Origin of the sequence: Caballeronia jiangsuensis (assembly GCF_046030135.1) — a bacterium.
In the GTDB taxonomy this organism is placed as follows: Bacteria; Pseudomonadota; Gammaproteobacteria; order Burkholderiales; family Burkholderiaceae; genus Caballeronia; species Caballeronia jiangsuensis.
This window is the reverse complement of record NZ_JAQQDB010000036.1, coordinates 14198-40035: the sequence shown is the minus strand read 5'-3', so window position 1 is coordinate 40035 and position 25838 is coordinate 14198. Positions and strand designations below refer to the sequence as shown.

Annotated in this window: 25 protein-coding genes; 14 read left to right on the top strand and 11 right to left on the bottom strand. The window is 62.7% G+C overall.

Annotated elements, in window-relative coordinates; genetic code table 11:
• Positions 1 to 2: 2 nt before the first annotated feature.
• From PQR08_RS29495 to PQR08_RS29480, 4 genes are all read right to left on the bottom strand, one after another.
• A complete protein-coding gene (locus PQR08_RS29495) occupies positions 3 to 1043 on the bottom strand; it encodes a TRAP transporter substrate-binding protein (protein WP_035509515.1) in 1041 nt (346 codons plus the stop codon).
• A gap of 86 nt (positions 1044 to 1129) precedes the next feature.
• Positions 1130 to 1894, bottom strand: coding sequence for an SDR family NAD(P)-dependent oxidoreductase (locus tag PQR08_RS29490; RefSeq protein ID WP_250487582.1), 765 nt, complete (start codon positions 1892 to 1894; stop codon positions 1130 to 1132).
• Between the two features lie 52 nt (positions 1895 to 1946).
• A complete protein-coding gene (locus tag PQR08_RS29485) occupies positions 1947 to 2945 on the bottom strand; it encodes a transketolase family protein (protein WP_035509509.1) in 999 nt (332 codons plus the stop codon).
• Entirely contained in the window at positions 2942 to 3712 is a 771-nt protein-coding gene (locus tag PQR08_RS29480) for a transketolase (RefSeq protein ID WP_238287838.1), read from the bottom strand. The genes PQR08_RS29485 and PQR08_RS29480 overlap by 4 nt, the downstream gene beginning before the upstream one ends.
• Before the next feature lie 222 nt (positions 3713 to 3934).
• Between PQR08_RS29480 and gcvA the strand changes: the two genes are divergently transcribed.
• From gcvA to PQR08_RS29465, 3 genes are all read left to right on the top strand, one after another.
• On the top strand, positions 3935 to 4828 hold the full coding sequence (gene gcvA / locus PQR08_RS29475) for a transcriptional regulator GcvA (protein ID WP_250487583.1): 894 nt from the start codon (positions 3935 to 3937) through the stop codon (positions 4826 to 4828).
• A 12-nt stretch (positions 4829 to 4840) separates the two neighbouring features.
• Complete coding sequence (locus PQR08_RS29470; RefSeq protein ID WP_250487584.1) at positions 4841 to 6598, top strand: hypothetical protein; 1758 nt, start codon at positions 4841 to 4843, stop codon at positions 6596 to 6598.
• A gap of 105 nt (positions 6599 to 6703) precedes the next feature.
• Entirely contained in the window at positions 6704 to 7099 is a 396-nt protein-coding gene (locus PQR08_RS29465) for a hypothetical protein (RefSeq protein WP_187602975.1), read from the top strand.
• 21 nt (positions 7100 to 7120) lie between these two features.
• Here the strand turns inward: PQR08_RS29465 and PQR08_RS29460 are convergent, their stop codons facing one another.
• The 5 genes from PQR08_RS29460 to PQR08_RS29440 all read right to left on the bottom strand — a co-directional run bounded on the left by PQR08_RS29460 (position 7121) and on the right by PQR08_RS29440 (position 12293).
• Entirely contained in the window at positions 7121 to 8449 is a 1329-nt protein-coding gene (locus PQR08_RS29460; RefSeq protein WP_250487607.1) for a type II toxin-antitoxin system HipA family toxin, read from the bottom strand.
• Entirely contained in the window at positions 8449 to 8757 is a 309-nt protein-coding gene (locus tag PQR08_RS29455) for a helix-turn-helix transcriptional regulator (RefSeq protein WP_250487585.1), read from the bottom strand. The genes PQR08_RS29460 and PQR08_RS29455 overlap by 1 nt, the downstream gene beginning before the upstream one ends.
• 124 nt (positions 8758 to 8881) lie before the next feature.
• Complete coding sequence (locus PQR08_RS29450) at positions 8882 to 10366, bottom strand: aldehyde dehydrogenase family protein (RefSeq protein WP_250487586.1); 1485 nt, start codon at positions 10364 to 10366, stop codon at positions 8882 to 8884.
• Positions 10367 to 10368: 2 nt separating this feature from the next.
• On the bottom strand, positions 10369 to 11334 hold the full coding sequence (gene speB / locus PQR08_RS29445; protein ID WP_035504913.1) for an agmatinase: 966 nt from the start codon (positions 11332 to 11334) through the stop codon (positions 10369 to 10371).
• 113 nt (positions 11335 to 11447) lie between these two features.
• Positions 11448 to 12293: a helix-turn-helix transcriptional regulator gene (locus tag PQR08_RS29440; protein WP_035504910.1), complete on the bottom strand. Its 846-nt coding sequence runs from the start codon at positions 12291 to 12293 to the stop codon at positions 11448 to 11450.
• A gap of 201 nt (positions 12294 to 12494) precedes the next feature.
• On the opposite strand from PQR08_RS29440, the gene PQR08_RS29435 reads away from it, so the two are divergent.
• The 6 genes from PQR08_RS29435 to PQR08_RS29410 all read left to right on the top strand — a co-directional run bounded on the left by PQR08_RS29435 (position 12495) and on the right by PQR08_RS29410 (position 19386).
• Positions 12495 to 12842 carry a cupin domain-containing protein gene (locus PQR08_RS29435; protein WP_187602978.1) on the top strand — a complete coding sequence of 116 codons (348 nt, stop codon included), beginning with the start codon at positions 12495 to 12497 and terminating at the stop codon, positions 12840 to 12842.
• 157 nt (positions 12843 to 12999) lie between these two features.
• Positions 13000 to 14349, top strand: a complete 1350-nt coding sequence (locus PQR08_RS29430) for an NAD(P)/FAD-dependent oxidoreductase (protein ID WP_250487608.1) — start codon at positions 13000 to 13002, stop codon at positions 14347 to 14349.
• A 15-nt stretch (positions 14350 to 14364) separates the two neighbouring features.
• Complete coding sequence (locus PQR08_RS29425) at positions 14365 to 15318, top strand: LysR family transcriptional regulator (RefSeq protein ID WP_250487587.1); 954 nt, start codon at positions 14365 to 14367, stop codon at positions 15316 to 15318.
• Between the two features lie 140 nt (positions 15319 to 15458).
• On the top strand, positions 15459 to 16970 hold the full coding sequence (locus PQR08_RS29420) for a purine-cytosine permease family protein (RefSeq protein ID WP_250487588.1): 1512 nt from the start codon (positions 15459 to 15461) through the stop codon (positions 16968 to 16970).
• A 183-nt stretch (positions 16971 to 17153) separates the two neighbouring features.
• On the top strand, positions 17154 to 18290 hold the full coding sequence (locus PQR08_RS29415; protein ID WP_408163229.1) for a porin: 1137 nt from the start codon (positions 17154 to 17156) through the stop codon (positions 18288 to 18290).
• A gap of 64 nt (positions 18291 to 18354) precedes the next feature.
• Complete coding sequence (locus PQR08_RS29410; RefSeq protein ID WP_187602982.1) at positions 18355 to 19386, top strand: sensor domain-containing diguanylate cyclase; 1032 nt, start codon at positions 18355 to 18357, stop codon at positions 19384 to 19386.
• On the opposite strand, the gene PQR08_RS29405 is transcribed toward PQR08_RS29410, so the two are convergent.
• Positions 19373 to 19825, bottom strand: coding sequence for a hypothetical protein (locus PQR08_RS29405; RefSeq protein ID WP_250487590.1), 453 nt, complete (start codon positions 19823 to 19825; stop codon positions 19373 to 19375). The genes PQR08_RS29410 and PQR08_RS29405 overlap by 14 nt on opposite strands.
• 28 nt (positions 19826 to 19853) lie before the next feature.
• Here PQR08_RS29405 and PQR08_RS29400 point away from each other — a divergent pair, with 28 nt between their 5' ends.
• Positions 19854 to 20174 carry a hypothetical protein gene (locus tag PQR08_RS29400; protein ID WP_187602984.1) on the top strand — a complete coding sequence of 107 codons (321 nt, stop codon included), beginning with the start codon at positions 19854 to 19856 and terminating at the stop codon, positions 20172 to 20174.
• 108 nt (positions 20175 to 20282) lie between these two features.
• On the opposite strand, the gene PQR08_RS29395 is transcribed toward PQR08_RS29400, so the two are convergent.
• A complete protein-coding gene (locus PQR08_RS29395) occupies positions 20283 to 20738 on the bottom strand; it encodes a ribonuclease (protein WP_250487591.1) in 456 nt (151 codons plus the stop codon).
• Positions 20739 to 21003: 265 nt separating this feature from the next.
• Here PQR08_RS29395 and PQR08_RS29390 point away from each other — a divergent pair, with 265 nt between their 5' ends.
• The 4 genes from PQR08_RS29390 (at position 21004) to PQR08_RS29375 (ending at position 25834) form a co-directional block, all read left to right on the top strand.
• On the top strand, positions 21004 to 21957 hold the full coding sequence (locus PQR08_RS29390; protein ID WP_408163226.1) for an NAD(P)-dependent oxidoreductase: 954 nt from the start codon (positions 21004 to 21006) through the stop codon (positions 21955 to 21957).
• Positions 21958 to 21976: 19 nt separating this feature from the next.
• On the top strand, positions 21977 to 23452 hold the full coding sequence (locus PQR08_RS29385; RefSeq protein ID WP_250487593.1) for an aldehyde dehydrogenase family protein: 1476 nt from the start codon (positions 21977 to 21979) through the stop codon (positions 23450 to 23452).
• A gap of 249 nt (positions 23453 to 23701) precedes the next feature.
• Positions 23702 to 24934, top strand: coding sequence for an MFS transporter (locus tag PQR08_RS29380; RefSeq protein ID WP_250487594.1), 1233 nt, complete (start codon positions 23702 to 23704; stop codon positions 24932 to 24934).
• Positions 24935 to 25087: 153 nt separating this feature from the next.
• Complete coding sequence (locus PQR08_RS29375; RefSeq protein WP_250487595.1) at positions 25088 to 25834, top strand: SDR family oxidoreductase; 747 nt, start codon at positions 25088 to 25090, stop codon at positions 25832 to 25834.
• Positions 25835 to 25838 lie beyond the last annotated feature (4 nt).

Here is a 25838-nt window from a genome sequence, read left to right as displayed (position 1 = left end):
TTTCATACCAGTTTTCCGGTGTACTTTTCGAGCGTGCCCCAGCCTTGATCGCCGTACTTGGCTTTCCAGTCGCTATAGAAGCTGGTCTTCTTGAGCGCGCCGCGGAAGGCCTCGCGGTCCACATCCACGATGTTGATGCCTTTGCCCTTCAACTGATCGCGCAACGAGCCGTTGAGCTGGGCGATGTCCGCGCGTTGCAGCATGCCGGCGGCGTCGAATTCGCGCGTGACGATGGCGCGCATGTCGGCGGGCAGCGCCTGCCACGCGCGACGATTGCCGAGAATCCAGTACGCGTCCCACACGTGCGAGGTCAGGCTGATCGACTTCTGCACTTCGTAGAGCTTGGCCGTCGCGATGATCGGCAGCGGATTCTCCTGGCCTTCCACCACACCGGTTTGCAGCGCCGAGTACAGCTCGTTGAAGTTGATGGGCGCCGGGCCCGCATCGAGCGACTTGAAGAGCGAGGTGAGCATCGGCGCTTGCGGCACGCGAATCTTGAAGCCCTTCAGATCGGCGGGCGTCTTCACGACGCGCGTGGACGAGCTGATCTGGCGAAAGCCGTTGTCCCACGGCTTCGACACCGCGAGAATGCCGGACTTCTCGACCTGCGAGCGGACATAGCCGCCGAGATCGCCGTCCATCGCTTTCCAGACGTGGTCGTAATCGGGGAACGCGAAACCCGTGTTGACGATGCCCGCGGCGGGCGTGAGCGTCGCGAGAATCGACGAGGCCAGATTGAAGAACTCGACGCCGCCGCTGCGCACCTGCGAGAGCAGGTCCGTGTCGGAGCCGAGCTGGTTCGCCGGGAACAGCTTGATGTCGAGCTTGCCGCCGGTGGCTTCGCGAATCTTGTCGCAGGCCTGCTGCGCGCGGATGTTCACCGGATGCGTCGGGTCCTGGCCCGTCGCGAGCTTGTACGAGAAGTCGGCCGCCGACGCCTTGCGTGTCGTGAGGCTCCAGAGCGGCGCGGCTGCGGCGATGGTGGCGCCCGTCTTCAGGAACGTGCGCCTGTCGATGCCGCTTTTGATCGAGCGGGTGGTCATGATGTGCTCCTCCAAACCTGGTTATGGCGATCGGTTTTGTCTGCGTGGAGCACGCGCTCTCGACGGCGCGTGTCTCCGATACTGCGTCAGCCGTGGATCAGCATGCCTCCGTTCACATCGATCACGGCGCCGGTGATGTAGGACGAGATCGGCGACGCGAGGAACAGGAATGCGCCCGCCACGTCGTCCGGCCCGCCGAGACGGTTGAGCGGAATGCCGGCGAGAATCTCGACGCGCTTTTCGTCGCTGATCTTGCCCGCGTTGATGTCGGTCTGGATCAGGCCGGGCGTCACGCAGTTCACGCGGATGCCGTCGTTGCCGAGCTCGCGCGCCATCGCCTTGGCGAGACCGAGCACGCCCGCTTTGGCCGCGGAATAGTGCGGGCCCCCGAGAATGCCGCCGCCGCGCTGCGCCGACACCGACGACATGCAGCCGATCGAGCCGCTGCCCTGACGCTTCATCTGCGGCACGACCGCCTGCGAGAGATACAGCACGCCGCGCAGGTTCACGTCGAGGACGCGGTCCCAGCTTTGCGCGTCGATGTCGAGCAGCTTCACGGCCTGCGTGATGCCCGCATTGTTGATGAGCACGTCGATGACGCCGAAATCCGCGATGACTTGTTGCACGGCTTTATCGCAGGCGGCGCGGTCGGTGACGTTGCACGCATAGCCGCGATGCTCCGGTCCGATTTCGCTGGCGGCTTCGCGCGCGGCGGCTTCGTCGAGATCGAGAATGGCGACTTTCGCGCCGTGCTTCGCGAACATGCGGGCCGTCGCCATGCCGATTCCTCGCGGCGATGCCGCTCCGGAAATGACGGCGACCTTGCCTTCGAGAAGACGCGACTCTGACATGATGGTGTGCTCCTGATCGATGATGAAGTTGTTCGGAACGAGTGGTGACGGCTCAGCCGAGCCAGCCTTTGATGGTGTTGCACATCGCTTCGGTGGAAATGCCGTAGCGATCGTGAAGCGTGGGCAATGCGCCGGCGTCGAGAAAGGCGTCGGGCAGCGCGATCTGGCGGAACGCCGGCGTCACGCCCGCGCCGAGCAAGGTGCGCGCGACCGCTTCGCCGAGACCGCCGATCACGCTATGGTTCTCCGCGACGACGACCATGCGGCCGGTGCGCTTCGCCTCGCGCAGAATGGTGGCGGTGTCGAGCGGCTTGATGGTCGGCACGTGCAGCACGGCGACATCGACGTTGTCCTGTTCGAGCGCTTTCGCGGCTTCGAGCGAGCGCATGGTCATGATCCCGGAGGACACCAGCAACACGTCGGCGCCGTCGCGCAGCAGCTTGGCTTTACCGAGCTCGAAGCGATAGCCGTATTCGTCGAGCACGGCGGGCACGTTGCCGCGCAGAAGGCGCGCATACACCGGGCCTTTATGTGCGGCGATGGCAGGCACCATCTGCTCGATATCGAGCGCATCGCACGGATCGATCACGGTCATGTTCGGCATCGCGCGCATCAATGCGAGGTCTTCGGCGGCTTGGTGGCTCGGGCCGTAACCGGTCGTCAAACCGGGCAGCGCGGCGACGATCTTCACGTCGAGATTGTCTTCAGCGATCGTCTGATGGATGAAGTCATAAGCGCGTCGCGTCGCGAACACGGCATAGGTCGTGACGAACGGCAGCGCGCCTTCATGAGCCATGCCCGCCGCCGCGCCCATCAGCAGTTGCTCGGCCATGCCCATCTGGTAATAGCGTTCGGGAAACTCCTTTCCGAAGATATGCAGGTCGGTGTACTTGCCGAGGTCGGCCGTCATGCCGACCACATTCGCGTTGCTGCGCGCCAGCTCCGCGAGCGCGTGGCCGAACGGCGCGGAACGCGTGACCTGTCCTTCGCCCGCGATGGACGCGATCATCGCCGATGTCTTCAGGCGCGGCTTCTTCGCTACGGTGCTCATGCGTTTCTCCCGGCTTCCAGTGCTTCGAGCGCGAGTTGCCACTCGTGCGGATCGACGCGGATGAAGTGATTCTTCTCGCGCTCTTCGAGGAACGGCACGCCAGAGCCCATCTTCGTATCGCACACGATGATGCGCGGCTTCGCGTCCTTCAAATTGCGTGCGTTGTCGAAGGCCTGCTTCACGGCGTCGATATCGTTGCCGTCGATGCGCTGCACGTACCAGCCGAACGCTTCGAGCTTCTCGACGAGCGGCTCGAACGCCATGATCTGCGTCGAGGGGCCATCGGCTTGCTGGTTGTTCACATCGACCATCGCGATGAGGTTGTCGAGCTTCCAGTGCGCGGCGGACATGAGGCCTTCCCAGACGGAACCTTCGTCGAGTTCGCCATCGGAAAAGAGCGTGTAGACGAAGGACTTCGAGCCCTTGCGCTTGAGGCCGAGACAACGGCCTACTGCAATCGTGAGTCCTTGCCCGAGCGAGCCGCCCGACATCTCCATGCCCGGCGTGTAGCTCGCCATGCCGGACATCGGCAGACGGCTGTCGTCGCTGCCGTAGGTTTCGAGTTCTTCCTGCGGCAGGATGCCCGCTTCGAAAAGCGCGGCGTACAGCGCGATCGCATAGTGGCCGTTCGAGAGCAGGAAGCGGTCGCGCTCTTCCCAGTCGGGGTCTTCAGGGCGATAGTTCATCGCGCCGAAGTAGGCGACGGCCAGCACATCGGCGATATCGAGCGCCTGGCCGATATAGCCCTGGCCCTGCACTTCACCCATGAGTAGCGCGTTGCGGCGGATGCGATGAGCATGTTCCGCGAGCTGCGTGATGCTCGTGTTCACGGCGATGTCTCCTTGTTTGCTTTTGTCGGTTGCGCCTGCGATCCGGGTATTCCCTTGTTTGGTGCGTCAGGCCCGTATATGAAGCGTATTCGCTTGATGACGCGCGCTCAAACGAATTAAAGTGGCTGATCGTTGAACTGAATTCATGCGATCACTGCAATGCAACATCGAGTCACGCTCAAGTCCATACAGGCTTTCGAGGCCGCTGCGAGGCTTTCGTCGTTCTCGCTTGCTGCGGACGAGCTTTTCGTGACCCCTTCGGCGGTCAGTCATCAGATCAAATTGCTCGAGGAGCAACTGAGCGTGCGGCTCTTTCATCGCATGCACCGGACGGTGATCCTGACCGACAGCGGGCGGCGCTATGCGGAGGAGATCGGCGCGGCGTTCGCGCGCATCGACAAGGCGACGCGCGATATCGGGCGCGTGGCCAAGAGCGACATCCTCACGCTTCATTCAACGCCGAGCTTCGCGACGCAATGGCTGATGCCGCGGCTCGCGCGCTTTTCGGCGCTGCATCCGGATATCGACTTGCGGCTGAATGCATCGAACGATCCGGTGGACCTGACGCGCGAGGCGGTGGATATCGATTTGCGTTATGGCGCGCGCCGCTTGCAGCCGGCGGGAACGATGGTGCTCGATCTGCCTACCGAAACGATCGTGCCGCTGTGCTCGCCGACGCTGCTCGAAGGCGAGCATCCGATACGCACGGTCGCGGACCTGCGGCATCACACGCTCATTCACAGCGAGGGATGTCTCGTCGGCTGGCGCGACTTCATGCGGCTGCATCGCAAGACGCCGATCGATATCTCGCGCGGGCCGCGTTTCGATCGCTCGTTCATGGCGATCAGCGCGGCGACGGATGGCGGGGGCGTGTGTCTGGAGAGCTTACTTCTGGTGCAGCGCGAACTGGAGACGGGGCGGCTCGTCGCGCCGTTCGGCTTCGACGGACTCAAGGTCAATGGATATACGCTGAATCTGCTCAAGTCGTGCGCGGACTTGCCGAAGGTGCGCAGTTTTCAGGACTGGTTGTTCGCGGAGCTGGACCGGTCTTGAAGAAGCGTCTGCGTGATCGCACTGCTTTCTGAGACTTCGAGGTTCGCCCGCTATTGCCCGATGTATCATCCGTCATGTCACTTGCGCCGACTGACTATGCCCGAGCACCGTACATACAGGATCGAGGCGAGAGCGGGAGCCACCGGGTTCCTCTTCGTTGTCGCGTATGCGGCGCTTTCGTTGACGGCGATAGCGCTCGTCGGCCCCTATGGCTGGGATGATGGCGCCATCACCGTGGCCTATGCGCGCACACTCGGACGGCACGGCTTATTTGCGTTGACGCCCGCTTCGGTGTCGGCTGAAGGTACGTCGAGCCTGCTCATGACGGCGATGCTGGCGATGGGGCAGTGGCTGCTTCAGCCAGGCTTTCTCGAAGCAATCAGGACGGCGCAATTGCTCTCCTTCATCGCACTGAGCGCGACTTTGGTGCTCGTGTGGCGCGCACTTCAACCGTTCCTGCCGAGCCCGACGCATCGCCTCATCGTGGTGAGCCTGCTGGGGCTGCTGCCAGCCTTCCAGGCCGAGATCGTCAATGGCATGGAAATGACTGTCTTTGCGTTGCTGCTGTCTGCATTCGTGCTCTCCTGGCGCGCGCAATCGACGTTCGCCTTTGCCCTGTTGCCGCTTCTGTTGCTGGTCCGCTTCGAGGCGGTGTTCTATCTGGGTTTCGCGCTTGGCTGGATGGTCGCGTTTTGCCCGCACGATCGTCCGCGTGCCATTCGAATGTGCGCGTGGCTCATGCTTTCTTTTCTGCTGCTGACGATCTGGAGGTATTGGGTCTTCGGAGCGCTCGTGCCGAATACCATCCTGGCCAAGCTTCAGGTGCCCTACAGTAAAAAAGGCTGGGAGGGCGTAGCGGAGAAGCTGCGCGGGCTGGAGGATTTCCTCTTCGTGAACGCTGCGTTTCTGGCTGGCATGTATATGAGCCGGAAGCGCGTTCAGGAGCGCCGTCCGGATCCGATGCCCGTACTGCTGATATGTGCCTTCGGCGTGTTCGCACTGATATCGGGAAGAAACTGGGGTTATACGGGGCGGATGTTCGTGGCGGTGCTGCCCGTGTTCGTCCTTGCTCTCGCGGAACGTTTCGCAGATATGCGTCAACCACGTGTATTGCGCGGACTATTGCTGTGCCTTTGTGGAAGCTTCCTGGTCAACCTTGCGGTGCTGCGCGAAAACGTCGACACGATCATCCTCGGTGCGTCGATGCGTGGCGCGTTGCCGCCGGCATTGAATGCCGCCGGAGACGAGATCCGAAAGCGAGTGTGGAGCGAATCCCCCGGTGACTGGCGCGGTGTCACGCCACAGAACTACGCGATGACGGGTACATCGGTCGATCATCTGCGCGAGCATCTGGGGCAATCGACGCTCAAGTTCATGACGCCGGACGTCGGTGGGACCGCGTTGTGCTGCGAACGTCTTGACATTCTGGATTCGGGGCTCCTGACCAACCCAACGCTGGCGCGTCGCGGGTATGCGGGGCTTGCCGAGTATCTGAACAAGGAGCGCCCGGAAGTCATCGAAACGCATGGCCTATGGAGCCGCGATAGCGGCATATATTCGGTCGCCGAATTCGAGGCGAACTATCTGCCGGCGGTATACGACGGAACGCTCTTCTGGTTGCGTCATGATGTCCTTCAGCGCCTGGTGGCTCGCGGCCTCGCCGCCGATCCTGTTCGGCTGGACAGGCTGCCTGATATTCGTTATCTGGGAGACAGTGGCGACGTTTCGCAACTGACGCGATTTTCCGCCGTGACAGTGCTCGGCCGATGAACCGGCAGTCTCCCGGATTCGCGTGGATGGTGAGTATGAAACCGCATGGACGAAAAGCCTCGTTTGCTCGATACTGTGCCCTCTCCAAAGGGCTGGGAGATTCAGATGCGCGCGTACGTCTCGCTGCCTGTTCTGGCTTTACCGATCCTCCTCGCCGCCTGCAACACGCCGCCCATTCCACCGGGGAAGTCGGTGGACATACCGACGGCGCTCCAGAATGTCCTGGACGGTGTGTGCAACTTCAAGAAGGCTCAGGCCGAACACGGGCAGAACTACGGCGTCGCGATCGATTCGATCACCGTTGAACTCGACCTGACCGTCGATGGCGCGCAAACCCCGCCCGTCTCCGTCGCGCCTGATATCAAGTTCATCCCGACCGTCAGTTACGGGCACATCATCACGGCGAATACGGGCAGCAGGCTGCTCGTGTCGCTGAAGAACGTCGATGGCGCGAAGGGCGCCGACATGAAGTGTCCATCGTCCGCGCCTCCGCCGAAATGAACGACGCCTCGGCGCACCCCATCACACGAGCTTGCGTGCCAGCCGGCGCATGCCGTCGAAGATGGCGTCGGCCACATCCATCGGGAAGTCGCCGGGTAGAAGCGCGGCCACTTCGTCGATGACCGCGGGCGTGCGCGCGCCGAGATCGTCGATCATCGATTCGACTTCGGGGACAGCGAGCCCGACGCGCCGTCCCTGCGCGATCCAGTGCCGGCGCTGGATTTCGCCGATCAGATAGTGGACGTTCTTGCCGCGCACGGCCATCGCGAGCCGCACGCGTCGCGCGGCGAACTTGTCGGGGCCGCGGCCGATGAGCGGATGCGCCGAAAGCACGTCGTAGAGCGGCGTCGATTCGTACTGATTGCCCGGCAGATGCGCGATGCTGAAGTTCTTCGCGTGGCCATCGGTTGCGGCGAGGAGCCAGAAGATCATCTGCGTCAGGAAAAAGTGGCGGCGATCCTGCGTGGCGCGCGTCGATCCGGAGAGCACGTCCATGATGCGCTCGATGCCCGGGCCGCCGTCCGATTCGTACTTGTGCAGCGCGGGCGTGCCGGTGGCCTGACACATGTCTTCCTGCGGCAGACGCAGAATCCACGACTTGTCGCTCGACAGGCGGCGATCGAAGCGCTCGACGACCAGCACCGTCTGATCCGCGAACTGATCCATCTCGCAGCGCGCGATGGGCAGGCCATACGCGGCGACGATCTTCGAGCAGAGCCATTCGTTCTCGACCGACGTGCGCATGTCGGCGCGCATGTTACCGACGAGGCCGAGCGGCAGCTTGAAGATATGCGTGGTCGGGGTGCTGCCTTCCGGCAGAAGCCAGCGCCTGCCGTGACGCAGGAGCGCGGTCTTTTCCTGCGCACCGGCGATGGACAGGCGCAGGTCGTCGACCGCTTCGTGCTGGCCGAGCTGCGGCGCGGTTGTCGTCTCGCGCAACAGTCGCGCGATCTGCGCTTCGGTGAGCGCGCGGCCCTTGATGCTTTCGAGATCGGCGGGCGCTTCGCCTGGCGGCAGCATCTGAATGGCGCCGACGCAATCGCGGCCCAGCTGCGCGAGCAACTCGAACGGCGTCGTGCCGCCGGTGCGAAAGCGCGTGGCGATACGGCGGCGGATCGGCTCGCTGTCGGGCAGGAGGTTGTCGAAGAAATCCGTGACGACCTGCCCGCGCCACGGCTGATTGCCCGGCGTAAAGGGCAGCGACAGCGATAGCGGACGGCCTTGTGTATCGGCGATCCAGTCTTCGCGATAGACGAGCCGTTCGCCGCCGGCGCCGTTTTCCCAGTATCCGACGGGCAGACCGTTCATCCACAGGTCGAGCCGTCCTGTTTGCGTGCGCCGCGCCATGATTACCAGTTCTCCCGCTTTTTCGTGGCGTCAGTCTGTCGCGATGCGCGGCGAGAGCGCGCTGGCGTCGCCTTCGCGGCGACGGGAGGCGGGGATTCGCTCCGGGTGAGCGCGAGTTCGACATCGAGCACACGCAGGACCTTGAACAGGCGCTCGACGCTCACGGCCGCGGGATTGGCTTCGAGTTGCGCGTAAGTCTGCTGTGTGACGCCCAGACGTTGCGCGACTGTCGCTTGCGTCAGGCCTGCGGCCTTGCGGAAACCGAGCAGGATCGGCCTGAGCTGGCTGAGTGTTTTCAGGGAATAGTCCACCGCGTGCTCCTACAGGCTTTAAGCTGTAAATCGATTTTACAGCTTATGGGCTGTTTGTGCAGAAAACAGGCCATCGACTGTAAATAGAATATACAGCTTATCGACTGTAGGAGGATGCGCGACGCTATCCGCGAGACACGATGGTATGACGCAACTCCTGATAGCTGCGCAATCCGGCAACGCCCAGTTCACGGCCGATGCCGCTCAAACCGAGTCCGCCCCAGCACACTTGCGGGAAGATCAGTTGCGGTGTGTTGATCCAGACGAGGCCCGCACGCAGCGCATTGCGATAGCGGCGTGCGGCTTCGTCGTCACGCGTGACGACCGTCGCCACGAGTCCATAGCGCGTGTCGTTGGCGAGCGCGATGGCTTCGTCGTCGGTTCGGAACGATTTCACGCACGCGACCGGCCCGAACACTTCCTCCGTCCACAACACGTTCGTCGTATCCGGCTCCGCGACGACGACGGGTGCCATGAAAAAGCCTTCCGCGCAGGCACCATCGAGCGCGCCGCTGAACGCGATCTTCGCGCCGTCGGCCACGCCTTGTTCGAGCAGCGCTTGCACGCGCGCGCGCTGCGCAGCGGAAACGAGCGGGCCCATCGCGACGTTCTCCGTCCGCGGCGACCCGACCACGAGCGCGCGCACCGCCGCTTCGAAGGCGGCCATGAACTTGCGATAGACATCGTCGTGCACGATGATGCGCGAGGTGGCCGAACACATCTGCCCCGCGTTCGTGAACGCGCCGCCCAAAGCGAGCGCGACCGCATGTTCGATGTCCGCGTCGGCGCGCACGATCAGCGCGGATTTCCCGCCGAGTTCGAGCGTCACGCGCTTCATGTCCTGCGCTGCGCTCTGCATGACTTTGCGGCCCACGGCCGTGCTGCCCGTGAACGAAATCTTGTCGACGAGCGGATGCGCCGCGAGCCGCGCGCCGACTTCGCCGCCGCCGTTCACGAGATTCACGACGCCATCGGGCACACCCGCTGCCGTCATGATTTCCGCGAGCCGGTGCTCGACCGGCGACGTGAATTCGGAGGGCTTCAGCACCACGGTGCAACCCGCCGCGAGCGCGGGCGCGATCTTCCACGAGGTCGTGACCATCGGGAAATTCCACGGCACGATCAGCGCGGCCACGCCGACCGCTTCGTAATGACGCTCGCCCGTCACGGTGTCGTCGGGCAATGCGAGCGCGTCGGCGGCGAAGAGCGAACCGTCCGCGCACAGGTCCGCGTAGTAATCGAACGTGGCGATGGCGTCGCTTACGTCGGTGTCGGCTTCGAGCGGCGGCTTGCCGCTCACCTGCTGCTGCATCGCGGAAAGGCCCGCGCGCTCCGTTGCGAGCAGTTCGGCGATCTTGCGCAACACCTCGCCGCGCGAAGCGGGTGTCCGGTTGCGCCATGCATCGAGCGCGGCGCGCGCCGCACGCACGGCGGCATCGATTTGCGCGGCATCGGCGTGTTCCTGCCAGCCGATGACCTCGCCCGTCGATGCATCGTGGATCGCATTGCCTGCTTCCCAGTTCGATGCGCCGTAGCGCGTACCCGCGATCGTCGCGGCGGGCAGCAGGATCGAGCCGTCTTCGGGATGTCGTTCGAGTCGAGCAGCCATGTTCAACCTCGCGTGCTTTGACGGTAGGTGACGCCCGGCATCACGCAGAGCATTTCGAACGCGAGATTGGCGCCGACGAGCGCTGTCGTGCCGGCCTGATCGTAAGGCGGCGATACCTCGACGAGATCCGCACCGACGACGTTGAGCCCCTTCATGCCGCGCACGATTTCAAGACCTTGCTGCACGGTCAGGCCGCCCACTTCGGGCGTGCCGGTGCCGGGTGCGAACGCGGGGTCGAGCCCGTCGATATCGAAGCTCAGATAGACGGGCGCATCGCCCACGCGCGCGCGCACTTCCTCCATCAACGGCGCGAGCGACCTGTTCCAGCACGCTTCGGCCTGCACCACGGTGAAGCCCTGTTCGCGGCACCAGTCGAAGTCGTCGGCGTGGTAACCGGTGCCGCGCAGGCCGATTTGCGTGACCTTGTCGCACTGGAGCAGACCGTCTTCCACCGCGCGTCGAAACGGCGTGCCGTGCGCGATCTTCTCGCCGAACATCGTGTCGTTGACGTCGGCGTGTGCATCGACATGCACCACGGCAACCTTGCCGTACTTCTTGTGCAACGCGCGCAGGATCGGCCACGCGATCGTATGATCGCCGCCGAGCGTGATCGGACGGCAGCCGTTCGCGACGATCGCGTCGTAGGCCGATTCGATCAGGCGGATCGAATCCTTCAAATCATAGGGATTGGTGGCGACATCGCCGATATCGGCCACTTGCAGCGAATCGAAGGGCGCGGCGCGCGTCGCCATGTTGTAGGGGCGCAGCAGCACGGATTCCGAGCGGATCTGGCGCGGCCCGAAGCGCGCGCCCGAGCGGTTGGAGGTGCCGATATCGAGCGGCACGCCGACAAAACACGCGTCGAGGCCTTCGGTGCTGTTCGCCTGCGGCAGGCGCATCATGGTCGCGATGCCGCCGAAGCGCGGCATGTCGTTGCCGCCGAGCGGCTGGTTGAGTTCACGCTGCATGGGCTCGTCTCCCGTCATCGTTATGTGGACGGGGCGATGTTAGGCGACGAGACTGCCTCGCGAATCACGAAGTCGAAATGTTCACATCGAGCCGGTTCGATGTGAATGGGGCTTCAGGTGGCCGTGAGACGGGGGCAAGCCTGTCCCCACGCGATCAGGTCGCGCTTGGTGCGCACGCCGAGCTTCGCGAACGCGCGCTTCACATACGACTCTGCCGTGCCGATGCGCACGCCGATAATCTCCGCCGCCTCGGGCACCGTGCGGCCCGTGATGAGATGCGTGCAGATTTCGTACTCGCGTTTCGACAGGCGCACGTCGTCGGCGGCGATGCGCGCGTCGAACTGCGCGAGCGGATGCAGGAACGAAGTGGGATGCGCGACGCGTTTCGCCGCGCTCGTCGAAGCGTGCAATTCGAGCAGCGGAAACAGGAACTCGCTCACGTTGCGAAAGCGGTTCATTTCGGCGAGCGTGAACGGCGGCGCGTCGAGCGAGCGTTCGAGCGCGATCGAATCCTGCGCGTGAGGCGTGCCGCGAGCGAGCACGCATTCATGCGCGATCAGCGCTTCGTCGAAGAGGCGCTGGCGAAATTCGCCGGGCGGTATCGCGCCGATGTCGCGCACCACGAGCAGCGTGCCGATCTTGCCGCGAATGCCCGCGAAGAGCGGATCGGTATCGTAGAAGCGGTCGTAGTAGAGCGTCATGACTTCGGAGATCACGCCCGTGTCCATGCCCACGCCGCTGCTGCCGATCCATTCGCAGCGAAAGCCCGTGGGCTTGCTGCGGTCCACACGTGAGCGCTCGATGTGCACGACATTGAGCGGCACGACTTCATTGAGAAGCAGCGTGAGACGCGGCACGAAATCCGGTGTGCCGACAGCTTCGATGACTTTGCCAAGCGTCTTGAACGAGAGCGCGAACTCGGCTTGATCCTGATTGAGCGGGGGTACGTTGAGCAGCATGGCGCGCCGCGAAGAAAAGTCCCTTCGATTGTAGACCATGCGTTATAGCCCTTGCCAGAAGGGGTTTTCAGCAAATCTAGGTATTTACCCGCGCTTCGCTAAACGCTGCTTGTCCCCCCCGCGGGGGGGCATACCGGGGCAGCGTGAATCGGTAACTTTGGCGCACCGATTCAATTCAAACCGACGCAACAAGGGAAGCACATGAGCAAGCTGATTCAGGACATCGCGCCGCTGGGCGAGGGCATCGGGCAGTTCACGAAGCTGGACTACGGCATGGACGAAAGCGACTGGCGCGCGGCCGAAGGCCAGAGCGGCAACTACGTGATCGGCTGGTGGGAAGGCAAGGCCGGCGCTGTCGATTTCCCCGCGACGACGGCCGACGAAGCGGTCTGGCTCGTCGAAGGCAGGATCGCGCTGATCGACGTGAACGGCGGCCGCAAGGAATTCACGGCGGGGCAGGGCTATCTTCTGCCCGCGGGTTTCGCGGGCCGCTGGGAAACGATCGAGGACGCGAAGAAGTTCTACGTCGTGCTCGAACCGCAGCAATAACCGTCGCGCGCCGCGCCCGAGGAGGAGACACGTCATGAACGAAAGCGCGCAACTTTTCGAAGCCGACATCGCCGCGCCCGCGCAGAAGGCGTCGCGCGGCGTGCGTCGCACGTCTGTCAAATTGAGCGTCGAAGAAGCGCTTGCCCGCACGCGCCTCATGCCTTACTGGCTCGACAATCCCGCCGAGCCGCCCGCAGAACCGGCGCTCGTGAGCGATATACATGCCGATCTGCTGATCGTTGGCGGCGGCTTCACCGGGCTGTGGGCCGCGGTGCAGGCGAAGGAGCAGATGCCCGAACTCGATGTCGTGCTGATCGAGGCAGGCCGGATCGCGCATGGCGCATCGGGGCGCGCGGGCGGCATCATCTCGACATCGGTGATGCACGGGCTGCCCAACGCGGTACGCGTGTTCCCGGACGATATCGCGGAGCTCGAAGAGTTCGGCCAGCGCAATCTCGACGGCTTCGAAGCGACGCTCAAGCGCTACGGCATCGATGCCGACATCGAGTGGAACGGCGAGATGACGGTGGCCGTCGATCCGGATCACGTCGATCATCTGCGTGCCGATTACGATCTGCACAAGTCTTATGGCCACGACGTCGTGCTGCTCGACGCAGCGGCCACGCGCGCACAGCTCGATTCACCGCTGTTCGCGGGCGCGCTCTGGTCGCGCAACCGCAGCGGCATCGTGCATCCGGCCAAGCTCGCGTGGGGTCTCAAGCGCGCGGCGCTCGAACTCGGCGTGAGGATCTACGAACACAGCCCGCTGATGACCGTAAGCGACGAAGGCGAGACCGTCTTCGTGAAGACGCCCGCAGGCACCGTGCGCGCGCCGCGCGTCGTGTTCGGCAGCGGCACCGCGAAAGTGGGCATTCCCGACATCAACCGCCGTGTGTTGCAGGTGCGCGATCACGTGCTCGCAACCGAGCCGCTCACCGACGAACAACTGTCGCGCATCGGCTGGAAGCAGCGCCAGGGCATTTACGACACGCGCACGCAGCTCAATTACTTCCGCCTCACGAAGAACAACAACATCATCTTCGGCGGCCTCGTGAGCTATCACTTCGACGGCGATCCCAATCCGCCGAGCGACCAGCAGCGCGACACGTACTACCGGCTCGCGCAAGCGTTCTACACGACCTTCCCGCAATTGAGCGATGTGCGCTTTTCGCACGCGTGGGGCGGCCCGATCGACTATTGCTCGCGCGGCTCGGTGTTCGCGAAGCGCTATCTCGGCGACAAGGCCGTGTTCGTCGCCGGCTACACGGGTTTCGGCGTGGCCGCGAGCCGCTTCGGCGCGTTCATGGGCCTGAACATCCTGTTCGATCGCGCAAGCCCCGAGCGCGCGCTCGACATCGCCAATCAAAGCCCGACGTACATCCCGCCCGAGCCGGTGCGATGGCTGGCCGCGAAGGTGACCTTCCACGCGTTCGACGGCGCCGATGCAGAAGGCGGCTGGAAGCGCGCGTGGATCAAGGGCATCAAGGCGATGGGCTTTCCCATGTGAGCACGGCGTAATCGTATGTTCTCCAATACCTCCGATCTCGACCTGCGCCTCGTGCGCGTCTTTCTCGCGGTCGTCGACGCGCGCGGCATCACGGCCGCCGAAGCGACGCTCGGCGTGCGCCAGTCGACCATCAGTTCGCAGTTGTCCGCGCTGGAAGCACGCGTGGGCTTTCGGCTCTGCGAACGCGGACGCGGCGGCTTTCGGCTCACGTCGAAAGGCGAGCGTTTCGTCGCGTCGGCGCGCGCGCTGGTCGCCGCGACTTCGCAGTTCGTCGCTCAGGTGCGCGATATCGATCGCAAGCTCGTGGGCACGCTGTCGATCGGTTTGATCGGGCAGGCGTCGCATGTCGAGAACGCGCGGCTCGCCGAAGCCATCGGCACGTTTCGCAAGCGCGATCAGGCCGTGCGTTTCGCGATGCACGTCGCGCCGCCGCAGGAACTCGAAGAAAGCCTCGTCAATCAGCAGCTCGATATCGCGATCGGCTACTTCTGGCATCGCGTCGCGGGACTGTCGTACAGGAGGCTGTTCAGCGAGCGGCAGGTGATCTGTTGCGGGCGCGGGCATCCGCTCTTTCATGCCGGCCCGCATGTGACGTTCGATGATCTGCGCGCGCACGACTGGATCTGGCGCAGCTATCCCGTGCCCGAAGAGCTTGCGAGCATCGGCGAACGCCGCGTGACGGCCATCGCGGACAACATCGACGCGGCCACCGTGCTGATTCTCTCGGGCAGCCATATCGGCTATCTGCCCACGCATCACGCCGAACCGTTCGAGCAGCGCGGCCTGATCCGGGTGCTGGGGCGGACGGCCTTCGGCTTCGACGTGCCGCTGCATCTCGCGATGAAGCGCGGCATGGCCGACAAGCCGATCGTCCGGGCCTTCTGTGAAGACCTTCTCGGCGTCTACGGCATGCGCGCGAACGAGCGCGAGTCGCTCATGAATCAGCCTGAACACGCAGTAGAGGTGTGAGCGCGGCCAAACATTGGCCGGACCTGATGTGAACGTTTTGACTACGCAATATGGCGCGCATTCCGCTGCAGCAGAATGACCGCCGATAACGATAGTGCGTGAACCGGCATGCCGGACGACGCCTCAAGGAGCGAGACAACATGGCAGACAACACCAGCATCACGCAGGTCGAAACATTCGGTTTCGAGCGCATTCCCGACGCTTCGCGATACGCGCGGCCGATCGATCTGTTCCGGCTGCTGTTCGGCGGCTGCAACACGTTTTCGACGTCGGTGCTCGGTAGCTTTCCGATTCTGGTCGGGCTTTCGTTCGAGGCAAGCCTGTGGGCCATCGTGCTCGGCGTGCTCGCGGGCACCTGCATTCTCGCGCCGATGAGCCTGTTCGGGCCGCGCAACGGCACGAGCGATCCGGTGTCGTCGGGCGCGCACTTCGGCATTCATGGCCGTATCGTCGGTTCGTTTCTCGCGGTGCTCACGTCGGTTGCGTTCTTTTCGCTCGCGGTGTGGAGTTCGGGCGATGCGCTCGTCGGCGGCGCGCACGACATGGTCGGCCTGCCGGTCAACCCGTGGACGCTCGGCACCGCGTACATGGTGTTCGCGGTGCTCGTGCTGATCGTGTGTATCTACGGCTTTCGCTTCATGCTGTGGGTGAACAAGATCGCCGTGTGGGCGGCGAGCCTCATGTTCGTGCTCGGCGCGTTCGCGTTCGCGAAGGCCTTCGACGTGCACTACGCGGGCACGCTCCATCACGGCGGCGCGGGCTTCTGGGCGGCGTTCATCGGCGCGGCGCTCGTGGCGCTCAGCAATCCGGTTTCGTTCGCTTCGACGCTCGGTGACTGGGCCCGCTACATTCCGCAATCGACGCCGCGTCATCGCGTGATGGGCGCCGTGTTCGCCGCGCAGATCGCGACGTTCGTGCCGTTCTTCTTCGGCCTCGTGACCGCGACGATCATCGCGACGCAGGCCCCGACCTACATCAGCTCGAACGATTACGTGGGCGGTCTGCTCGCGGTGTCGCCGCGCTGGTTTCTCTTGCCGATGTGTCTCATCGCGATCATCGGCGGCATGTCGACGGGCACGACCGCGCTCTACGGCACGGGCCTCGACATGTCGAGCATGTTTCCGAAGTACCTCAATCGCGTGCGTGCGACGGCGCTGATCGGCACGCTTGCCATCGGCTTCATCTTCGTTGGCCGCTTCGCGTTCAACCTGGTGGAAAGCGTGGCGACGTTCTCGACGCTCATCTGCACGTTCAGTTGCCCGTGGATGGCGATCATGGTGATCGGCTTCGTGCAGCGCGGCGGCTTCTATCTCGCGGACGATCTGCAAGTGTTCAACCGCGGCGGGCGCGGCGGCCACTACTGGTTCTCGCATGGCTGGAACTGGCGCGCGATGGGCGCGTGGCTGCCGGCGGCGTTGATCGGTCTCGCGTTCGTGAATCTGCCGGGGCAGTTCGTCGGGCCGCTGGGCGCGCTCGCGGGCGGCTGCGATCTCAGCGTGCCGGTGTCGTTCGTGGTCGGCGGCATGCTGTATCTGGCGATGCTGTGGCGCTTTCCCGAACCCGACGCCGTTCATGGTCCGCAAGGACGCCGTCTCATCGGTGCGCCGCGCGAGCGCGACGATGACGTCGCGCGCGCGGGATCTCGCGGGTAATCGCGAACAGGCCGAATAACGCTGCACGTTTCACAACGGAGCGCCGGGTACGGCGCTCCGGTTGCGATCCTCACGCTCGAATTCCTCAATCGATAAAGCATTTGCTCGTGAATCGGGCGGGGCGCCGCGCGCGCTCGGGAAACATAAAGAACTCAAACCATTCAAACGCTGGAGACAAGCAGCATGAATTCGAAGATGGTCCTCGCGGCGATATCGCTGTTCGCCTGCGCCACCGTACATGCGCAAAGCAGTGTGACGCTGTTTGGCGTGCTGGACGAAGGCATCAATCTGACGAGCAATGCGGGTGGACACAAGGCATGGCAGACATCGAGCGTCGATCTGGTGACGAGCCGATGGGGCCTGAAGGGCAGCGAAGATATCGGCGACGGACTGCATGCGATCTTCGATCTGGAAAGCGGCTTCATGCTGGATAACGGCGCCGCCTATTACAACGGGCGGCTGTTCGGTTATCAGTCTTATGTCGGACTGCAATCCGATACGCTCGGCACGCTCACGTTCGGACGCCAGTTCGATTCGATGACCGATATCATCGGGCCGATGACGGCCAATGGTTACTGGGGCGGTTATCTGTTTTCGCATCCGCTCGATAAGGACAATACCGACGCCACGTTTCATGCGAACAACTCGGTCAAGTTCACGAGCGGTGAGTACGGCGGCGTGACGGCGACCGCGCTATACGGATTCAGCAATCAGGCCGGCGCGTTCGCGGGCAATCGCATGTACAGCGCCGGGCTGAAGTACAGCTATGCGACATTCACGATCGGCGCCGTTTATGAAAACCTCGCGGCGCCAGGCGCGACATCGACAGGCTCCGTGGCTTCGGACGAGGCGGGCTTCGTCGCGGCGAACCAGAAGATCTACGGTATCGGCGCGAGCTATGGAGCAGGGCCGGCGACGCTGGGTCTCGTCTATACCCATGTGAACGCGCAGCAACCGGTGTCGTCGCTTTATCTCGGCGATCTCGGGGTGAATGACGCGAGCCTGCGTTTCGATAACATCGAATTCAACGCCAAGTACGACATTCAACCGGATTTGTCGATCGCCGGCATGTACACGTACACGATGGCGCATCTGAAGCACGGCGGTTTCGATAACTCGATGCACTGGAATCAGGTCGGCCTGATGGCTCAATACTTTTTGTCGAAGCGCACCGGCGTTTATACGCAACTGGTTTATCAGAAGCTGAGCGGCGGCAATACGGGCACGGCGCTCGATACGGCGTTCATTCCCGGCGCGGCGAGCCCGTCGTCGAATTCGCATCAGATGGTGGCGCGAATCGGGATGACGCACGCGTTCTGATCCTTTAAGCGAAGCCGACTTCCGCACCGTTACAATTCAGTTTCTCAGGCTAAACGAGGTGCCTATGGAATTGATGCTCGAGCGGCTTTCGGAGTCGGTGGCTTCAGCGCAAAGTCTGGAACAGCTCACGAGACCGCTGCTTGAAATGCTTGAAATCGTCACGGGGCTGGAGTCGGTCTATCTGACTTCCATCGATGAAGCCGCCGGGATTCAGTTCGTCGATTTCGCGCGCAACACGGGCGAGCTTCGCATCGATGAAGGACTGGAGGTGCCCTGGTCGGACACGCTTTGCAAGCGCTGCATCGAAGATGGACGCCGCTTCACGTCCAACGTCAGCGAAGTGTGGGGCGATTCGCAGGCTGCCCGTGCGCTCGGCATCGAAACCTATGCGAGTGCGCCGATATGCGCGAGCAACGGACTGATCATCGGCACGCTCTGCGGCGCGAGCAGAAAAAGCCAGGCTATCGGGCCGCGTGCGCGCAGTGCGCTCAACCTGTTCTCGAAGATCATCGCTCAGCATATCGAGCGGGAACGCTTGCTCGAAGAAGTGCGCCGTTCCAACGAATATCTGACGAAGTTCGCGCTGACGGACACGCTGACCGGACTGCCGAATCGACGCGCATTGCAGGACGAACTGGGCCGGCTGCTGGCGAGGGCCGCGAGAGACGGCTCATATGTGATCGTCGGCATGATCGATCTCGACGATTTCAAGAAGATCAACGACGAGTTCGGGCACGCGGCCGGCGACAGTCATTTGAGGGACTGCTCGGAGCGTATTGCCAGCGTCACGCGTGACACGGATATGCTCGCGCGCATCGGTGGCGATGAATTCGCCTTCGTGGGTCCGGGCCCCGCCGATCTCGACGAGGCGAACCGGATCGCGGCCGAGATTCGGGCGCGCTTTGCGAGGGCAGGAAGTGGAACGAGCTTGCCCGGCCGTCATCCGGTGGGCGCTTTCGGCTTGAGCATCGGTGCTGTCGCGGTGCGGTTCGTGAGCGCGGATCAGGCGATCGCCCTCGCCGATACCGCGATGTACGAAGACAAGCGCGAACGAAAGCGCGGGCGAAACGAGGCCAACGATGTTATCGGGCGATAGCGCGCGCGAGTGACGAAGATGCTCGGCCGATTGCGGTCGGCGCATCGTCACGCTCCGCTTCGCTAATCTTCTCGATCCTCGTAAGCAGGTCGGCTACGGCCGAGAACTGATGGTGCAGAAGGTGCCGGCTACGCAGCAAATGCTCCAGCCGCCTGCGCCAATACAACATCGGAAGCGCCGAATTCGACTCGTGCAGAACCGCTTCGATCGCGAGTCGAATATGGGCGATGTCAGCGTCGATCATACGAAGCTCGAACGCGCCAACGATGTTGTTATCACAGGTGTCCATAGCCTTGTTATCGACATGAACTCGATGCTTCTGAAGGGCATTGCTTTCGTGTCGGTGTACTGTCGAATCGGAAATGTAAGAGGGGCTGTAAAACTGCGGCACGGCGATTGCGGGGTCCATGTTAAGCAGGCGGCGAGCGTCTGCGTCCATACTTCAGCCCGATTAGGAGGGACGGAACATGAGCAAGACAATCAGCACTTTGATGGCGGCCGTGGCCGCACTCGCCCTGTCGGCGGGGGCTTATGCACAAACGGCTGGCGGCTCCAATGGTGCGGGCTCGGCAGGCAGCACGGCCAGCCCGGCAAATCAGGTCAACGGTGCAACAGGCGGCTATGGCACGCCAGGCATGACGAACTCGGACAGCGGCATGGGCGCGAGGGCGCCGAACTCGGGCCTGCCGAGCAGCACGAACAGCAACACGACGTCGGGCACCACCGCACCGACTACGAGCAATAACACGCTGGCGACCCCGAGCGTGAAGTCGCCTGCGGCGCAATAAAGACGGTAGAAATGACAACCTGCGGGGAATGCTGCCGGGTCGGGCGACCGACCCGGCAGTTCGTCATGTTCAAACCCCTTCCACGACCTTCCGCCATCGCCGCACACCTCATTCGGCGATGCGCTTGAAGGTGACGTAGTAATCCTCGGTGTAATAACACTCCGTGACCTGCCTGCGTGGTCCGCCGCATACGATGCGGCGCTGCCCGCGGTCGGTCGAGCCGGGCGTGCGAACCGTGTATGCGTGGTAGTAGCCGCGCGGATGCTTCGGTAGGAGGTTCGAACTGTTACGGAACAGGACGCCGTCCTCGCCGAACGGGAAAGGTCCGCCCGCTTTGATGAGCCGCAGTGTCTCGCCTGCTTCCGCCGGCAACTGTGTCTTGGTGACGGTGCCTACCGCGCCCGATGCGGCGGGCGCTTCGCTCGCGCTTTGCGCCGGCTGAACCGGAGCCTGACTCGCGGATGCGCCCGATGCCTCGGTGGCGTTTTGCGATCCGCCCTTGTTGCATCCGCCGAGGATCGCGCCGACGACAACGACGCACGAGAAAACCCATGTTTTCTTCACGAAGCGGCTCTCCACTCGTTGACCAGGGCACGACGACAAGGATGGATGTAAAGGTATCGCTAATAGCGGAGCGAAGCAACGTGCGGCTGGGAATTGGCGGATTTTGTATGACCAGCGCGCAGGCTCGTCATGCGGTATCCCCGGCACGAATACGCCGGCGTTCTCAACGAAAAAAAGTAAATCGAAGTGACAGGAAAACTGAGTTGAGCGTGCCGCCGGCACGACATACCATTCAACCGAATTCTTCGACAAGGGCCGATACGACATGGCGTCAGCGCATACGATCGCCAGTTCGCCCTCGTCACCAATCGGGAGACATGGTATGGCGACGTACGGATTCGTGGGGCTTGGCGCAATGGGCAAACACATGGTGTCCCATATGCTCGCCAAAGGCCTGGCGGTTGTCGTGTTCGACCGCAAAGAGAATGCTATCCGCGAGGCCGTCAGCGGCGGCGCTGAACCTGCGAAGAGCGCCCGCGATCTCGCGGACCGCGCGGAGGTCGTGATGATCTGCCTGCCGACGCCGGATATCGTCGAGGCTGTCGCGACGGGATCGAACGGCTTGATCGAAGGATCGAAGATCAAAGTCTTCGTCGATCATTCGACGACAGGTCCGACGGTCGCACGAAAGCTCGCGGACGCATTTGCCGGGCGAAACATAGTCTCTCTGGACGCGCCGCTTGCAGGCGGCGTTGCCGGTGCGAAGGCCGGTACGCTCAGCGTTCTCGTGTCGGGTGCGGCTTCCGGATTCGAAAGCGCAAAACCCGCATTCGACGCATTCGGTCGCAATGTCGCGCATCTCGGAGAGCAGCCGGGACTGGGGCAGACCTTGAAGCTGGTGAACAACATGATCGCCGGCGCGGCGCTCGTCACCGCCGCGGAAGCGGTCCTCTTCGGCGTGAAAGCCGGAATTCCCGCACAGGTGATTCTCGACGCGTTGTCGAAGAGTGCAACTGCCCGAAGCTTCGCCGTCGATACGCTACTCGGCGAGAAGGTCTTGTCGCGCAACTTCGATTTCGGATTTCGGATGGACCTGATGCGCAAGGACATGCGCCTCGCTTTGAGTGAAGCCGAAGCGGTGAAATCTCCCATGCTGGCCTGCTCCGTAGTGAAGCAGATTTTCGATGCAGCAATTGCGGACGGTTTCGATGGTGAAGACATGACGAAGGTCGTCATCCAGTTGGAAAAGCTTGCACACGCCGAGATAAAGGCGACCTGACGAACATCCCGGTCGAGCGATGTTCGTCTGCATGGCTTTTGTGAAAACCAGCTTGGGCTTGAAAATGGAAAGAATTCTGAACTTCATCGCCGGGCAATCGGTCCCGCCTTCCAGGAACGAATATCTCGACAAGTTCGATCCTCGTTCCGGACTGAAGCAAAGCGAAGTTGCCGATAGCGGTGCGGCGGATGTCGATGCCGCCGTCGCATCTTCTGTCGCGGCACAGCCGCATTGGGCGGATATGCGTCCGTCTGCACGCGGCCGGATACTCGTTGAAATGGCGAGGCGCGTGCGGGACAGCGTGGAGCGACTCGGGTCGCTCGAACGCGCCGAAACCGGCAAGCCAGGCCGCGAGATGGCTCAACTCATGGATCTGACCGCGCAGTACTTCGAGTACTACGGCGGGATCGTCAATTCGATGGATGGCGAGATCATCAACGCCGGTGCCGACTATCACGTGTACACGAGACGCGACCCGTTTGGCGTCGTGGGCGTGATCCTGCCGTGGAACGCTCCATTGCATCAGGCGGCGCGCGCGATCGCACCGGCCCTGGCGACGGGGAACGCAGTGGTGGCGAAGCCGTCGGAATTCACATCCGCTTCACTGGTGGAACTGGCGAGACTCGCCATCGAGTGCGGCCTTCCGCCTGGGATTCTCAACGTCGTTGTCGGTACCGGTCCGAAGCTTGGGCCGGCGTTGGTCGACAACTTGGATATCGGCAAGATTTCATTCACCGGCAGTGTGCGCGCGGGGAAAGAGCTGGGACGGCTTGCAGCAGAGCGAATCCTGCCGCTGACGCTGGAGCTCGGAGGCAAATCCGCAAACATCGTCTTCGACGACGCCAACATCGAAGCGGCGGCCAAGGGTTGTGCAACCGGCTTCACATGGAATGCCGGGCAGTGGTGCGCGGCGGGCACGCGCTTGCTCGTACAAGAGGACATTCACGATGAGTTCGTCGCCAGGCTCGTCGATCACGTATCGGCGCTCGATGTCGGACCCGGCGACGAGACTTCCTATGGCGCGATCACTACGCAAGCTCAATACGAACGGATCAAGGCCTACTTCGAGATAGCGAAGCAGGATGGACTGACGCCCCTCATCGGCGGCGAAGCGGGATTGGAGAAGGACGGCGGAAAAGGATGGTTCATCAGTCCGACGGTGTATGTCGATGTGACGAACCAGATGAGAATCGCCCGCGAGGAGATCTTCGGTCCGGTCTTGTGCGTTATCAGGTTTCGCGACGAGCAGGAGGCGATCGCTATCGCGAACGATTCGGACTATGGGCTCGCTGCCGGTATCTGGACGCGCGATGTGAGCAGGGTGCATCGGGTTGCACGTCGCCTCGACGCGGGTCGCATTCTGGTCAATGAGTACAGTGGTGGATTCGTTCAGACGCCGTGCGGCGGCTTCAAGCAAAGCGGATATGGCAGGGAACAGGGCGTCGAGGCGCTCGCTCATTACACGCAACTCAAGTCCGTCATCATTCGGCTGTAGCCACGCAGGCCATTTGTCCAGCGAGGGCACATTCAAATTAATTCGGAATACTATGCGAAAAGAACGAGCGATTGCGGGTCGCTCGACATCGATCAAAGGAGACTTCGTATGTCGATACAAACTGGAGTTGATATGGGCGGAACGGACGCACGCATGAATCAGCAAGAGCCGGCAGGAAGCGCCTGCCTTGCCACGCTGGATACCGCCCCCTCGATAACCGCCGAGCAGCGACGATCGAGAACGGCGATCGTGGCGGCATCGTTGGGAAATATGGTCGAATGGGTCGACTGGCTGATCTATGCGACGTTTGCCCCTGTATTCGCCGGTCAATTCTTCGATGCCAGCGAGCCTCTCGCCAATCTGCTCTCCACCTTTGCGGTGTTTGCGGTGGGTTTCCTGATGCGGCCCGTAGGCGGGGCGGTGCTCGGCGCATATGCGGACCGCTACGGCAGAAAGAAGGCACTGACGCTATCGGTGCTGCTGATGGCGGGATCATCGCTCGTGATCGCGGGATGCCCGACTTACGGAACCATTGGCATCGCCGCGCCGATCGTGCTCGTGCTCGCGAGGCTCGTTCAAGGCTTCTCCGCCGGTGGCGAGTTCGGCTCCGCTTCTGCGTTTCTGGTCGAATCCGCCGCACCGGGCGAGCGAGCCTTCGTCGGTTCGTGGCAGCACTTCGCACTCAACGGCGGGATATTGCTGGCATCGCTGATCGGATTCGTGACGACCTCATCGCTTCATGAAGGAGACCTTGCGGCGTGGGGCTGGCGTGCGGGCTTCGCATTCGCCGGGGCGTTGGGAATCGTCACGCTCTGGGTCCGGAAGCATGCGAAAGAGACAGCGTCGTTCGAGCACATTCAGTCATCGGGGGCGCGCAGGAAAAGCCCGCTGAAAGACTTGCTGCTGAAGCATCCCGGTGCTGCGCTCCGGGTCGCGGGCATTTCGATTGCCGGCACGCTCTTCAACTATCTGTGGATGGTGAACTTTCCGACGTATGCGCACTTGCGCACGGGCGTCGATCTGAAAACCGCGCTGCTGGCGAACGCGTGTGCGCTGGTGGTATTCCTCGTCCTGCTTCCGTTCGGCGGCAAGCTGTCGGACCGATATGGCCGCAAGCCGACATTGCTGGCCTTCTCGATCGGCTCTCTGCTCTATGTCTGGCCTGCCCTGCATTTCGTCTCCGCGAGCTTTCTGAGCCTGTTCATGACGCAGACGATCGGCATGGTGCTGCTCATCGGATACTGCGCCAACTGCGCTGCCGTGATGGCCGAGCAGTTCCCCGCGGAGGTTCGCGTCACGGGCATCGCGCTTCCTTATGCCATATCGGTTGCGATCTTCGGGGGAACAGCGCCTTACATCGTGACGTGGATGGTCAAGTCGGGCCGTGTCGACTTCGTGTGGGTGTATCTCGCAGCAGCGGCCCTGATCGGCTCGATTGTCTACGCGTGCATTCCGGAAACGAAAGGCAAGACGCTCGACTGAGAACGCGTCATCGACAGGCCGCATAGTTTTTCTTTTCCGCCCCGCAAGATCTTCTCATTTGTCGGCATAGATGGCAGCGACGATAGTGTGTGCACCGGCAACGCAAAAGCCGATCGAAGTTTCCGATACGTCACACACATCAAGGAGTCTGTCATGAAGCTCAAGAACAAGATCGCACTGGTCACCGGCGGAACCTCGGGCATCGGCCTCGAAGCAGCGAGACTTTTCCAGAGCGAAGGGGCCACGGTAGTCGTGACGGGGACGAATGCCGAGCGGCTCGCGAATGCCGCCAGCGTTCTCGGCGAAGGCGCCATGACGCTGTCGGTCGATTTACGCGACCCTGCACAAATCGACAAGGCTATCGCTGATGTCGTCGAAACGTTCGGACGCGTCGACGTGATCTTTGCGAATGCGGGGGCGGGAACGGCGGCGCCCCTCGAAGCGGTCACACCTGAACAGATCAGCGACCAGTTCGCGCTCAACTTCAACGGTGTGTTCTTCACCATTCAAAAGGCGGCTCCGCATCTGTCGAAAGGATCGTCCATCGTCATTACGACGTCGTTCCTCAATGAAGTCGGTACGCCCGGCCTGTCGATCCTTTCCGCGACGAAGGCGGCGACGCGTTCGCTCGTACGTTCGATCGGCGCAGAGCTTGCACCGCGCGGGATCCGCGTCAATGCCGTGAGTCCCGGTCCGATTGCGACGCCGTTCCATGAAAAGCTGGGGCTGTCGGAGAAACAGTTGGCCGATACCGGGTCCGCGATTCAGGCCGCTGTCCCTCTGAAGCGTTTCGGCGAAGCGCGCGAAATCGCGACTGCCGCGCTGTTCCTGGCGAGCGATGATTCTGCGTTCATGACGGGTTCCGAGCTTGTCGTCGATGGTGGGCTCACGCAGCTCTGAACCC